Source organism: Enterococcus sp. DIV0176 (assembly GCF_050528535.1).
Classification (GTDB): Bacteria; Bacillota; Bacilli; order Lactobacillales; family Enterococcaceae; genus Enterococcus_B; species Enterococcus_B thailandicus.
Genome location: NZ_CP172879.1, coordinates 2,492,146 through 2,505,410, shown reverse-complemented (window position 1 = coordinate 2,505,410; position 13,265 = coordinate 2,492,146). Strand labels below are relative to the sequence as shown.

Annotated in this window: 12 protein-coding genes; 11 read left to right on the top strand and 1 reads right to left on the bottom strand. The window is 37.3% G+C overall.

What is annotated here, in order from left to right; all coding sequences use genetic code 11:
• Nucleotides 1-11: 11 nt before the first annotated feature.
• The 11 genes from def to IGJ66_RS11580 all read left to right on the top strand — a co-directional run bounded on the left by def (nt 12) and on the right by IGJ66_RS11580 (nt 11,225).
• Nucleotides 12-503, top strand: a complete 492-nt coding sequence (def, locus tag IGJ66_RS11630; RefSeq protein WP_067484760.1) for a peptide deformylase — start codon at nt 12-14, stop codon at nt 501-503.
• Complete coding sequence (gene fmt, locus IGJ66_RS11625; RefSeq protein ID WP_430616639.1) at nt 496-1,437, top strand: methionyl-tRNA formyltransferase; 942 nt, start codon at nt 496-498, stop codon at nt 1,435-1,437. The genes def and fmt overlap by 8 nt, the downstream gene beginning before the upstream one ends.
• Nucleotides 1,437-2,795: a 16S rRNA (cytosine(967)-C(5))-methyltransferase RsmB gene (rsmB, locus tag IGJ66_RS11620; protein ID WP_067484685.1), complete on the top strand. Its 1,359-nt coding sequence runs from the start codon at nt 1,437-1,439 to the stop codon at nt 2,793-2,795. The genes fmt and rsmB overlap by 1 nt, the downstream gene beginning before the upstream one ends.
• 12 nt (nt 2,796-2,807) lie before the next feature.
• Nucleotides 2,808-3,548 carry a Stp1/IreP family PP2C-type Ser/Thr phosphatase gene (locus tag IGJ66_RS11615; RefSeq protein ID WP_071869024.1) on the top strand — a complete coding sequence of 247 codons (741 nt, stop codon included), beginning with the start codon at nt 2,808-2,810 and terminating at the stop codon, nt 3,546-3,548.
• Complete coding sequence (pknB, locus tag IGJ66_RS11610; protein ID WP_071869025.1) at nt 3,545-5,581, top strand: Stk1 family PASTA domain-containing Ser/Thr kinase; 2,037 nt, start codon at nt 3,545-3,547, stop codon at nt 5,579-5,581. Before IGJ66_RS11615 ends, pknB begins: the two co-directional genes overlap by 4 nt.
• Before the next feature lie 169 nt (nt 5,582-5,750).
• Nucleotides 5,751-6,647: a ribosome small subunit-dependent GTPase A gene (gene rsgA, locus IGJ66_RS11605; RefSeq protein ID WP_067484694.1), complete on the top strand. Its 897-nt coding sequence runs from the start codon at nt 5,751-5,753 to the stop codon at nt 6,645-6,647.
• Between the two features lie 11 nt (nt 6,648-6,658).
• Nucleotides 6,659-7,309: a ribulose-phosphate 3-epimerase gene (gene rpe, locus IGJ66_RS11600; protein WP_430616638.1), complete on the top strand. Its 651-nt coding sequence runs from the start codon at nt 6,659-6,661 to the stop codon at nt 7,307-7,309.
• Nucleotide 7,310: 1 nt separating this feature from the next.
• The gene (locus IGJ66_RS11595; protein ID WP_067484698.1) at nt 7,311-7,949 is read left to right on the top strand and encodes a thiamine diphosphokinase; all 639 of its coding nucleotides are present in this window, start codon (nt 7,311-7,313) and stop codon (nt 7,947-7,949) included.
• A gap of 167 nt (nt 7,950-8,116) precedes the next feature.
• Nucleotides 8,117-8,974 (top strand): rod shape-determining protein MreC, encoded by an 858-nt coding sequence (mreC, locus tag IGJ66_RS11590; RefSeq protein WP_067484700.1) that lies wholly within the window; start codon nt 8,117-8,119, stop codon nt 8,972-8,974.
• Between the two features lie 3 nt (nt 8,975-8,977).
• On the top strand, nt 8,978-9,487 hold the full coding sequence (gene mreD, locus IGJ66_RS11585; RefSeq protein WP_067484702.1) for a rod shape-determining protein MreD: 510 nt from the start codon (nt 8,978-8,980) through the stop codon (nt 9,485-9,487).
• 184 nt (nt 9,488-9,671) lie between these two features.
• Complete coding sequence (locus IGJ66_RS11580; protein WP_430616637.1) at nt 9,672-11,225, top strand: NlpC/P60 family protein; 1,554 nt, start codon at nt 9,672-9,674, stop codon at nt 11,223-11,225.
• 123 nt (nt 11,226-11,348) lie between these two features.
• Here IGJ66_RS11580 and IGJ66_RS11575 read toward each other — a convergent pair whose 3' ends face one another.
• Nucleotides 11,349-13,151 (bottom strand): M3 family oligoendopeptidase, encoded by a 1,803-nt coding sequence (locus IGJ66_RS11575; protein ID WP_067484708.1) that lies wholly within the window; start codon nt 13,149-13,151, stop codon nt 11,349-11,351.
• Nucleotides 13,152-13,265: the final 114 nt, after the last annotated feature.

The window sequence follows — 13,265 nt, the reverse complement described above, 5'->3', positions numbered from 1 at the left end:
AAGGATACTATATGCGCTACCCAATCTTGATTCACCCAAATGATAAATTAAAACGAACAGCTCAACCTATCGATGTCATCACAGATGAAACAGTTGCCCTACTAGATGACCTATATGAAACAATGGTTGCGATGGACGGTATTGGTATTGCAGCACCGCAAGTAGGAAAAAATCTTCGTTTAGCAATCGTTGAAGTTGATGAAGGGGACAAATTTGAATTGATCAATCCTGAAATTATTGAGGCAAAAGGAGAAAGCTTAGATGTGGAAGGTTGTTTGAGTATCCCGCATGTTTATGGGACTGTGAAACGTGCAGACGAGGTGACTGTTCGCTATTTTGATCGTGAAGGTCAAGAAATGGAAGTAACGGCATTCGACTATTTAGCACGAGCCTTTCAACATGAAATCGATCATTTAAACGGTGTTTTATTTGTTGAAAAAATGATTGAACAAATTCCTGAAGAAGAACTTGAAAAATATATGGAGGAGCACATGAATGACTAATATTGTATTTATGGGAACACCAGCTTTTTCCGTCCCAATACTAGAGGTATTATTGGAAGCTGGCTATACAGTTCAAGCTGTAGTGACACAGCCTGATCGACCAGTTGGTAGAAAAAAAGTGATTACACCAACGCCAGTCAAAGAAGCAGCATTGAAGCACGATTTGCTAGTACTACAACCAGAAAAGATTTCTGGCTCAGAAGAAATGGAAAAAATCGTTGAATTACAACCAGATATTTTGATTACGGCTGCCTTCGGTCAATTTTTACCAGAAAAATTACTTCAAGTTCCTAAACATGGAGCAATCAATGTCCATGCTTCTTTATTACCTAAATATCGTGGAGGAGCACCTGTACATTATTCGATTATCAATGGTGAAAAAGAAACAGGTGTCACCATTATGGAAATGATTAAAAAAATGGATGCTGGTGGTATTTTTGCGCAAGAAAGCTTGCCCATTACCAAACAAGATGATGTTGGAACAATGTTTGATAAATTGAGTTTATTAGGAAAAGAACTCTTATTAAAAACATTACCAAGTATTTTAGATGGTAGCTTAACACCAACTCCTCAAGATGAAGAAAAAGTGACCTTTTCTCCTAACATTACAAGAGAACAAGAAGCAATCGATTGGAATAAAACGGCTGAAGAAGTTGATAATCAAGTACGCGGGATGCGTCCTTGGCCAATCGCATTTACAACGTATGAAGATGTTCGTTGGAAATTACTAGCTGTGGAGCCACTTGCAGAGGAAACAACCGAAGCTCCCGGTACAATCATTCGCAAAGATAAAAAGAACCTTTGGATCGCGTGTGGCAATCAAACGGTATTAGCAATCAAAGAATTACAACCTGCAGGTAAAGGGAAGCAAACCATTCAAGCATTTCTAAATGGTAGCGGCCAGCATGTAATGGTTGGACAGCAGGTGAAATAATGACAAAAATCCCAAACAGTATGAAAAAATCTGTACGCTACATGGCTTTAATGACCTTAGAACGAGTTTCTAAAGGTGGTGCGTACTCCAATCTTTTATTAAACGAAATGATTAACAAAGGAAAGCTTAATCCAAAAGATATCGGACTATTTACAGAACTTGTTTATGGAACGATTAGTCATCAATTATTACTTGAATTTTATATTACTCCTTTTATTGCTAAAGCAAAAAAAGTAGATGAATGGGTCAAAACATTGCTGTTGTTGTCTGTTTATCAGCTGGAATTTTTAGACAAGGTTCCAGACCATGCGATTTTGAACGAAGCTGTGGAAATTGCGAAAATAAAAGGAAACCCCGGAACAGGAAAATTCGTGAATGGCGTATTGAGAAGTTATCAACGCCAAGGAAAACCTGACGTAGAAACAATCAAAGATCCCGTAGAGCGATTGGCAGTGAAAATCAGTCTACCTGTTTGGCTGACTCAACGTTTTATTGATCAAATTGGGTTTGAAGAAACAGAAAAACTAGGTTATTCACTCTATGAATCAAGCCATGCAAGTGGACGAGTGGATGTTCGTCGCTTGTCACGTGAACAAGCAATCACTGTTTTGAATGAAGAAGATATCTCTGTGAAAGAAAGCCAAGTTAGCCCTTATGGTGTTGTTGCTGAAAAAGGTCATTTAGCTTCGAGTTCACTATTTCATGATGGGTTGCTAACTGTCCAAGATGAAAGCTCCATGCTAGTTGCACCAGCCATGCAAATTGAGCCAGAGCATCATGTGCTGGATGCATGTGCTGCGCCAGGCGGTAAAACAACGCATATTGCAACATTTTTAGATTCAACATGTGGTGGCGAAGTGATTGCTCTTGATGTTCATGATCATAAAGTAAAGCTAATTGACGAAAATGCTGCTCGCTTAAATGTGTCGTCAGCAGTTTTTGCACAAAAAATGGATGCACGAGAAGTACAACAAACTTTTGAATCAGAACAATTTGATCGTATTTTGGTTGATGCACCATGTTCTGGTTTAGGCTTATTGCGTCGGAAACCAGACATTCGCTACAAAAAAAATCCACAAGATTTAGAAAATTTACCTAAAATTCAATTAGCAATTTTGGAAAGCTGTGCTCCTACGTTAAAATCGTCAGGAATCTTGACTTATAGCACTTGCACCATTCTAGCTGATGAAAATCAAGGGGTCATTTCGACCTTTTTAAAACGACATCCTGAATTTGAAAGGATTGATGTTTTAGTGAGTCCTGTGCTAAAATCATCAATCGAAGATAAAATGTTAACTTTGTATCCACATCAATTTAATACAGATGGCTTTTTTATCTGTTGTTTGCGTAAAAAGTAATGAGGTGAAGAAATGCAAATTGAATTTCAATCAGATGTAGGAAGACGCCGTAATACCAACCAAGACTATGCGAGTGTATTTACTAATCAAAAAGGAATCAAACTGGCAGTTTTAGCTGATGGAATGGGTGGGCATCGAGCTGGTGATATTGCCAGTCAAATGGCTGTGACCAATTTGGGTGCTGACTGGGAAGGACAAGCACTAAAAGATAGTGAAAAAATTGCCCAGTGGTTTATTCAAACAATCCAAAATGAAAATGGTAAAATTTATCAGCGAGGACAAGAAAAGCCAGAATATAATGGTATGGGGACAACCATTGTTGCTGCAGCTCTGTCAGAAACAAGATTTACGATTGCAAATGTTGGGGATAGTCGTGCTTATCTAGTACGTGAAGACCAATTAAAGCAGTTAACAGAAGACCATTCATTAGTGAATGAACTGGTCAAATCTGGTGAAATCAGTCAAGAAATGGCAGTGAACCATCCAAGAAAAAATATTTTGACACGATCGGTAGGAATGCCGGGGACAGTTGAAGTAGATGTAGCAACTTATTCTTGGCAATTGGGTGATCGATTATTACTTTGCTCAGATGGACTTACTAATATGTTGTCAGAAGAAATGATTGGGTCAATTATTGATGGTGCCGGTTCGCTTACGGATAAAGTAAAAGAATTGATCGATCGTGCAAACGAGGCAGGTGGCGCTGATAACATTACTGCACTCCTTATTGAGTACAAGGAGGACTGTGCATGATCGAGTTAGGTAAGAAATTAAATGGACGTTACCAAATCACTGGCAATATTGGCAGTGGCGGAATGGCAAATGTTTTCTTGGCCCATGACCTAATCTTAGACCGTGATGTAGCTGTCAAGGTTTTACGGTTTGACTTTCAAAACGACAAAACTGCTATCCGCAGATTCCAAAGAGAAGCTTTAGCAGCAACTGAATTGGTTCATCCAAACATCGTGAGTGTTTATGATGTTGGTGAAGAAGCTGGTATGCAATATTTAGTAATGGAATATGTGAAGGGAATGGATCTCAAGCGATACATCCAAACCCATTATCCAATTCCATATCAGACAGCTGTTGATATTATGCAACAAATTTTATCAGCGATTTCTTTGGCTCATAATCATCAAATCATCCATCGCGATTTAAAACCTCAAAATATTTTGATTGACCATGAAGGTGTCGTGAAGATTACTGATTTTGGAATTGCGATTGCATTATCTGAAACATCAATTACTCAAACGAATACAATGTTAGGCTCCGTGCATTACTTGTCACCTGAACAAGCAAGAGGAAGTATGGCTACGAAACAGTCCGATATTTATGCGCTTGGAATCATTCTTTATGAAATGCTGACAGGTAGTGTGCCATTTGACGGTGAGTCAGCAGTAACGATCGCCTTGAAACATTTTCAAGATGAGCTACCTTCGATTAAAGCGATTGATCCGGGAGCGCCACAGGCATTGGAAAATGTTGTATTGAAAGCAACTGCCAAAGAACCAACTGATCGGTATTTGACTGCGGATGAAATGAATGAAGACTTAGCAACGGTTCTTTCACCTGCGCGTGCGAATGAACCAAAGTGGGAACCGCAAGCTATGCTGAATGAAACCAAAGTGCTGACACCGATTGATGCAGACTCACCAATGCCAGATTCGTTCAAGTCGATGCGTTTACCGGATGAGCATGACGTGTGGGAACAACCAAATCATCAGCCAGAAGAAGAGGAAGAAAAACCAAAGAAAAAACGAAAAAAATGGTGGATTTTACTCATTCTGGTCTTACTGGGCTTAGGCATCGGCGCAGGCGTATTTTTTGCTTCTGGTGGTCGAGGCGAAGTGGAAGTACCAGATGTATCAGATTTAACGGAAGCAGCGGCTCGAACGGTGTTGGAAAACGCGAATCTAAAAGTAGCGAGCGAGACAGAAGAAATTGCTGATGACAAAATTGAAGAAGGAAATGTGGTTAAAACAGATCCTGCAGCAAAAACAACTGTGAAAAGGAATCGCGAAGTAAAATTATATTTAAGCAGTGGCTCGAAAAAAATCAAATTAAAAGATTATGCTGGCGTAAACTACGATGAAGCAAAAGCAAATTTAATTGAATTAGGTTTTTCAGAAAACCAAATTAAGTCGGAAGAAGAATATAGTTCTGAAGTTGAGAAGGGTGCAATTATTTCTCAAACACCTGCGGACGGAGAAGTTGATCCGGATTCTGATACAATTACTTTCAAAGTGAGCAAGGGAGCGGAACCAGTTTATTTGTATAATCATACAGGAGAAAACTATGATGAAGTTTATAGTACGTTGATATCTGCAGGCTTTTTAGCATCGAATATTAGCGTGAGCTATGATTATAGCGATACGATAGCTGCGGGAAATATTATTAGTCAAAATCCCGGGTCAGGCGAATTCACGGCAGCAGAAACAGCTGTTAGTTTTGTAGTCAGCCAAGGAGCTGAGGAAAAACCAAGTCGTCTAAATGATATTTCAGGCTATTCAAAGAGTGAAGCACAAAATTATTTATCTGGGATTGGCGCTGAATACATTGGACATGAAACTTCTGAATACTCAGATACTGTCGACAAGGATAAAGTTATTCGTACTAATCCAGGTGTCGGAGCAAGTATTGCTAAAGGTGATATCGTGAGTGTTGTTTACTCCAAGGGACCAGATCCAGCAAAAGCTTCTTCAGAAAAAGATTCATCAAGTAGTTCAACAAAAGAAACGACAGAGACAACAGGAGAATCAAAGGAAGAAAATAAATCACAAGAGTAACCACATGTGACTTAACTAAGCACAAAAGAATTATGTTGTTAGTGAAAAACTAATGACATAATTCTTTTTTTGTAGAAAAATGTAAAAATAAATTTTCTAGAGTTTAATAAGTTTACTTGTAAAGGCATAAGAATTCTTTTTCCTGTGTTAAAATAAATAAAAAACGGAGGTGGCACAAATCAGAGGACAAATTAGAAAAGCAATCAGTGGTTTTTATTATGTTTATGCCGATGGGGAAACCTACCAAACACGAGGAAGAGGAAATTTTCGTAATCGAAAAATTAGTCCATTAGTTGGTGACCAAGTCATTTTTGAAAGTGAAAATAAAACAGATGGTTATTTGCTGGAAATTTTGCCACGAAAAAATCAATTAGTAAGACCGCCGGTGACGAATGTTGATTTAGGTGTAATCGTAACCAGTTTAGTTGAACCAAATTTCTCAGCGAATTTACTTGATCGCTTTTTAGTGATGCTTGAGTATGAAATGATTCGACCAATTATTTTTCTAACAAAGACAGATTTAGCACCGAATGATCCCAAAATTAAAGAGATTAAAGAAACCTACGAAAAAATTGGTTATCCAGTTATAGTACCGAAGCAATCAGGAGATACAGATGAATTAATTCGTTACTTTCCAGAGCAGCTAACTGTTTTTATGGGGCAATCGGGGGCAGGCAAGTCGACTTTACTTAATCAAATCTCGCCAGAATTACAGTTAGCAACAGCAGAAATTTCAGATTCTCTTGGTCGAGGGAAGCATACTACGCGTCATGTTGAATTGATTCCGTTGTATGATGGATTGGTTGCTGATACACCAGGCTTTAGCTCGATTGACTTTTTGACGATTGAAGCAACGGAGCTACCAAAACAATTTCCGGAATTTGTTGAGGCGTCTGCACATTGTCGTTTCCGTGAATGCATGCATGCGAAAGAACCGGGGTGTGAGGTCAAACGCCGAGTAGAAAATGGCGAAATTGCACAAACGCGTTATGATAACTATTTGCAATTTCTACAAGAAGTTGAAAAGCGCAGACCTGTTTATAAAAAAGAGAGCAAAAGAAAATAGGGGGAAATGAAATGAAATTAGCACCATCAATCTTAAGTGCAGACTTTGCCAACTTACAACGTGATATTGAGTTAGTAGAAAAAGGTGGAGCAGATTACATCCACATCGATGTTATGGATGGTCAATTTGTACCAAACATTACATTAGGACCAAATGTTGTCCAAGCAATCCGTCCAGTGACTAAATTGCCTTTAGATGTTCATTTGATGATCGTAAATCCAGAAAATTATATTACAGATTTCGCAAAAGCTGGTTCCGACATCATTACTGTTCACGCTGAATCAACACCACATATTCATCGTGCTGTTCAAATGATTAATGATCTAGGAGTGAAATCTGGTGTGGTAATCAATCCTGGTACACCAGTTTCAGCAATTCAGCATGTGTTATCTATAGTCAATCAGGTCTTGGTCATGACGGTAAATCCTGGTTTTGGTGGTCAAAGCTTTATTGAAGAAACTGTTGTTAAAATTGCTGAATTAGACTTGCTTCGCCAAGAAAATGGCTATCATTACGCAATCGAAGTTGATGGTGGAATCGTTCCGGAAACAGCGAAAATTTGTAAAGAGGCAGGAGCAGATGTTTTTGTAGCAGGATCTTACATCTATGCCTCTGAAAATCCAATACATCAAATTAATCAACTCAAAGAGGCTTTGAGCTAAAATGAAAATTTTATTAGCAGCAGGCGGATCACCACAAGAATGGCCAGAGATAACAGGCTCTGAGTATGACTATCATGTTGGCATTGACCGTGGAGCGTTATATTTATTGCAACAAGGATTCTCTTTGGAACTAGCTGTAGGTGATTTTGATTCGTTAAATGAGGAAGAACGTACTTATGTTTTCTCACAAGCAGAGCTGGTTATTCAATCGCCAGCAGAAAAAGACGATACTGACACGCAATTAGCATTAGTGTCTACATTCGAGCGCTATCCCGATGCAGATTATACCTTAGTAGGTGCGACTGGTGGACGTTTGGATCATTTATTATCTAATTTGTGGTTAGGACTGGAGCCAAGGTTTCAGCCATATATTCAGCATTTGACTTTGGCAGATCGTCAAAATAATTTGAGTTATTACTTGCCAGGCAGCTACTCAATCAAAAAGATACCAGAAATGAAATACTTGGCTTATTGCTGTTTGACGCCCGTCAGCCATCTGGATATCAAAGAAAGCAAATATGAGTTAGAAAATGCAACTGTTACTCAACCAACTTCGTATGCAAGTAATGAATTTGTTTCTGATACAGCTAAATTTTCATTTGAAACGGGTGTAATAGCTGTAATTCAAAGCAAAGATTAAGGAACTTCTTTGGCTAGAATTTCACAAACGCGGACACTTGAATAACTAAAGCAAGCATAGTGAAAAAGATTTGCTAAAAAAAGATTAAGAGAAGTAACTTGCCTTTTGTTTCAAGGTGTTTAGTGCTAAAATTAAAAACAAGAGTCTAATTAATTCGAGGTGTCTTTGTGAAGAAGTTCAATCCCAATAAAAATATTATTATTACGTTGATTATTGTCATTATTGTGGTGACGATTTTAAGTGTAACGGCTGCTCAACGAGCAAATGAAGGAAAAACTAATATATTTCAATCTGTTGTCAATGACAGTGTTGCTATTATTGACAAAGCTGTTTTCGCACCAGCAAGATGGGTCGGAAATGGTGTGAATTCTGTGCATAATTTATTTTCTACTTATTCTGAGAATGAGCGACTAAAAGAGCGTTTAGATAGTTATGATGAAGTAGCACAGCAAAATAAAAATTATCAAAAAGAAATTGAGTCATTGAAGAAAGAACTTGATTTGAATCAAACATTAACCAGTTATGAGAAAGTCACTGCCAACGTTATTACTCGCTCACCTGATAGTTGGCAAGACATGTTGACTGTTGATAAAGGTTCAAGAGATGGTATCGAACCAAACATGGCTGTTATGTCACAAAAAGGTTTAGTTGGACGTATAGTTGAGGTAAATGCAGCTTCTTCCAAAGTTGAGTTATTAACTTCAGCTAATGAAAGCTCAGATCATTTTCCGGTAAAAATTAATTCTGCCAACGGGAATGCTTTTGGGTTGCTCAAAGGATATGATGAAGCAAACCAAGCGTTGGTTGCAACACAATTGACTGGTGATACAGACATCAAGGAAGGCGATGTTGTACAGACATCTGGTTTAGGAGGTAATTCACCTGCTAACTTGTCAATCGGGACAGTTACAAAAGTTAAACCTGACAGTAATGGTTTAGATCGAGAAGTTTATATCAAACCTTATGCACAGATGTATGACTTATCAGTTGTCACAATCATCCAACGCTTAGTGGAGGATGAGTAGCTTATGCTGAAAAAAGAAACGATGAAGTATTACCTACCTGTTATCCTGTTCTTTCTTATGCTTTTGGATGGGCAGGTAACTAGAGTTTTAGGTGAGTGGACAAAAGGTGTCTACATGGCAAATGCGCATTTTTTGATTCTGGCATTACTATTTTGTAGCCTAAGCTTCTCAAAAAGATATCTGTTAATTACGACAATCGTCTTAGGTGCCATTTTTGATATGTATTATATTGGTGTAATTGGTATTTATGCGGTAGCACTTCCCCTAATTGTTTTTATCATGTACTCAATGAGTCAAATTATTCATACAAATATATTTACCGAATTTTTTAGTATGATTATTTTTGTGACTGGATATGAACTATTTACGTTAATTATTCAGCTGATTTTTAAACTTGCGATAGTGAATAAGAATTATTTTATTACCCAGTTTTTAGGCCCAACATTGCTGTTGAACATGATTATTTTTGCTATTTTTGTATTTCCATTTAAGAAATTATTCAGTGATGAATAATTTCTTTTTTTGTTTCTATTTCCTTTTCTAACAATTTTGTCATTTTATAAATGTATTTTGAAATATTTTTGTAACATAACTATTATATCGCTGACATACAGCTATGGTACAATTTTCTTATCGTTAAGAAAGACTTAAATATTTTTAGATATTTATTAAATTAAGCCAGTCGGAGGAATGAAGAGTGAAAAAGAGTTTATTATCAGCAGTAATGGTTTGTTCAATGACTTTAACTGCCGTAGCATCACCGATCGCTGCCGCGGCAGATGATTTCGATTCACAGATCCAACAACAAGATAAGAAAATTGCAGACCTACAAAACCAACAATTAGATGCACAATCAAAAATTGATGCTTTGGAAAGTCAAGTTACTGATATTAACACACAAGCTCAAGATTTATTATCAAAACAAGAAACTTTACGTAATGAATCTGCACAATTAGAAAAAGAAATTGCAGATTTACAAGAACGTATTGAAAAACGCCAAGATACAATTCAAAATCAAGCGCGTGAAGCACAAGTGAAAAATACAAGTTCAAATTACATTGATGCTGTAATGGATGCAGATTCATTTGCAGATGCTGTTGGTCGTATTCATGCGATGACAACAATCGTTAAAGCAAACAATGAATTAATTGAACAACAAAAAGAAGATAAAAAAGCTGTTGAAGACAAACAAGCTGAAAACAAACAAAAACAACAAGAACTTGCTGAAAACCAAGCAGCTTTAGAAGCTCAAAAAGGTGATCTTTTATCTGCACAAGCTGACTTAAACGTAATGAAAACTTCATTAGCTGCTGAACAAGCAACTGCTGAAGATAAGAAAGCTGATTTAAATCGCCAAAAAGCAGAAGCAGAAGCAGAACAAGCTCGTATTCGCGAACAAGAACGTTTAGCAGAACAAGCACGTCAACAAGCTGCTCAAGAAAAAGCTGAAAAAGAAGCACGTGAACAAGCAGAAGCTCAAGCTGCTGCACAAACAGCAGTTTCTGAATCTACAGCTACTGAATCAACTGTAGTATCTGAATCTTCAGAAACAGCAACATCTGATTCTTCAGTAGTAGAAGAATCAACAACGCCTGGATCTTCAGCAACAGAAGAGTCTACAGTACCTGAAACTTCAACGCCTGAAGAATCAACTGTACCTGAAACTTCAACACCTGAAGAGTCTACAGTACCTGAAACTTCAGCACCTGAAGAATCAACAACACCGGAAGCTCCTGTAACAGAAGATTCTTCTTCAGAAGCTCCTGTAGTTCAAGAACCAACAACACCAAGTACTGGTAATGGAAGCTCAAATACTGGTAACTCAAATACTGGTAACGATGGTTCAACTACACCATCTAAACCTGTTACACCTCCATCAACTGGTGGTTCATCATCTGTTAATGGTTCAGCTATCGTAGCAGAAGCTTACAAATATATTGGTACACCATATGTTTGGGGTGGAAAAACTCCATCAGGATTTGACTGCTCAGGTTTCACACGCTATGTATACTTACAAGTAACTGGTCGTGACATCGGCGGCTATACTGTTCCTCAAGAACAAGCTGGAACAAAAATTTCAGTTTCTCAAGCTAAAGCAGGAGACCTATTATTCTGGGGTTCAGCTGGTGGAACTTACCACGTAGCAATTGCTTTAGGTGGCGGACAATACATCCATGCACCTCAACCAGGTGAAAGTGTAAAAGTTGGCTCAGTTCAATGGTTTGCACCTGACTTTGCAGTTAGCATGTAATTTTAATTGAAAAAATAAAAGAGTTAGGCTGATGCCTAACTCTTTTTTGTTTTTTTACTTAAATAAAAAGCCTGAACAACTTTTTGGATTGAAAAGTCGTTCAGGTTTTTTGTGTTAAAAGAATTATTGAACAAATTCTTCCGTTAATTCCATGAATTGTTGAATATCATCTAAAACCATGTCAATTCCGGCTTGCCAGAAATCTGGTTTTGTTAGATCAACACCAAGATGTTTTTTAGCTAGCTCTTCTGTAGTCATTGAAGCTGTATCTCTTAGTAAATCAATGTATTCTTGTTCAAAATTTGTGCCTTTTTGATTAGCATAAGCATAAATTCCCATACTGAATAGATAGCCAAATGTATACGGAAAATTATAAAATGGTACATCATCAATAAAGAAATGTAATTTTGCTGACCAGAAATATGGATGGTAACTAGCCAAGGCATCTTGATAACCCTCTTTTTGCGCGTCAATCATCATCGAAGTTATTTCTTCTTCAGAAACTAATCCTTTTTGACGAGCAGTATAAAAACTGTTTTCAAAAATAAAACGTGAATGAATGTTCATGAACATGGCCAGCGCATTTTGTAATTTAGTATCTAGTAAATTGATTTGCTCTTCTTTGGATTTTGCAGCTTTTAGGGTAGCATCCGCTACAATCAGTTCTGCAAAAGTACTAGCAGTTTCTGCTACATTCATAGCATATTCACGGTTTAATGAAGGAAGATCCCACATTGTACTACTGTGAAAGGCATGACCAAGTTCATGTGCTAAGGTAGCAACCTCATTTACAGAATTGCTATAAGTCATGAAAATTCTTGATTCTTTTGTTTCAGGTAATTCAGTACAGTAACCACCTGGGCGTTTTCCTGGACGATCTTCCGCTTCAATCCAACTTTTTTCAAATGCTGATTGAGCAAAGTCAGCCATTTTAGGACTGAATTTTTTAAAGTTTTCGACGATAAACGCCGCAGCTTCATCAAAGGTAAATGTTTTTTCTTCTAGGTCGCCTAAAATGATTGGTGCATCTTGATCTTGCCATTCCATTTTTTCTTTGCCAAAAAGATTTGCTTTTCGGGTCAAATAGTCTGCTAAAGGTTGTTTGTTTTTCTCAATCGTTGACCACATAACATCAAGAGTTTCTTTTTTCAAGCGATTGTATTCTAACGGTTTTTGCAGATAATCAGTAATGCCGTGAAGCTTATAAGTAGAGAGACGGAAACCATCTAAATGATTTAGTGTATCGCCAAATAGGGGTGCTTTTTCTTTCCATGCTGTTTCCCAAGCAACAAATAATGTTTTACGAATTTCTTGATCAGGATCACTCATCATTTTATTGAATGCTTGTCCAGCGGAAAGTTCAACTGTTTCACCGTTTTGAGTAAAAGGAATCTTGATGCTGGCAACGATGGTATCGTAGTGACTACTCCAAGCGTTTAGCCCATCAAGTGATAAAGTATTGATAATATTTTCTTCGGATTCTGATAATAATTGCGCACCATCACGACGAAGTTCATTTAAACGAAACGCAAGTAGTTGAAAATTAGAATTTGTGATTAGTGTTTGCCAGTGTTCTTCATTTATTTTTGCAAATTTTGTCGAAAGGACAGTTTCTGCTGACTGTAGTCGAGGAAGAAGTGCATAAAGTTTTCCAGATAAAATTTTCGCTTGTGAATCGTTTACATTTGCAGATAATAGTGCAGTGATGTAGCTGTCACATTGAGTGAATCCATCAGAAATTTTTGCTTGTAATTGTAAAATGGTTTGTAGTTGTTCAAAGTCTTCTGGTGTGAATTCCCAATTCCCAACTAATTGATAATAGTTTTCCATCTGTGATTCAAGCTCAGTCATACGCTCATTTAAGGCTAAAGAATTGCTTCCCCCAGAAAAAATGGAGTCAAGATCCCAGTTTAATGAATAGTTCATAAAAAATCTCCCTTCAATTTTTTGTTCAACATTTAGTATAGCATTATCTAGTAGAAGAAGTCTTTTTTTAGATTGTCGTTTCCGAAAAAAAAAGCTAAGATAAGTAGGAGAGGT

What these genes read in the sequence shown, in the direction of transcription:
- rpe (WP_430616638.1), top strand. Translation starts at nt 6,659, where the DNA reads ATGAAATTAGCACCATCAATCTTAAGTGCAGACTTTGCCAACTTACAA.
- pknB (WP_071869025.1), top strand. Translation starts at nt 3,545, where the DNA reads ATGATCGAGTTAGGTAAGAAATTAAATGGACGTTACCAAATCACTGGC.
- IGJ66_RS11595 (WP_067484698.1), top strand. Translation starts at nt 7,311, where the DNA reads ATGAAAATTTTATTAGCAGCAGGCGGATCACCACAAGAATGGCCAGAG.
- IGJ66_RS11575 (WP_067484708.1), bottom strand. Translation starts at nt 13,151, where the DNA reads ATGAACTATTCATTAAACTGGGATCTTGACTCCATTTTTTCTGGGGGA.
- mreD (WP_067484702.1), top strand. Translation starts at nt 8,978, where the DNA reads ATGCTGAAAAAAGAAACGATGAAGTATTACCTACCTGTTATCCTGTTC.
- fmt (WP_430616639.1), top strand. Translation starts at nt 496, where the DNA reads ATGACTAATATTGTATTTATGGGAACACCAGCTTTTTCCGTCCCAATA.
- IGJ66_RS11615 (WP_071869024.1), top strand. Translation starts at nt 2,808, where the DNA reads ATGCAAATTGAATTTCAATCAGATGTAGGAAGACGCCGTAATACCAAC.
- def (WP_067484760.1), top strand. Translation starts at nt 12, where the DNA reads ATGCGCTACCCAATCTTGATTCACCCAAATGATAAATTAAAACGAACA.
- rsmB (WP_067484685.1), top strand. Translation starts at nt 1,437, where the DNA reads ATGACAAAAATCCCAAACAGTATGAAAAAATCTGTACGCTACATGGCT.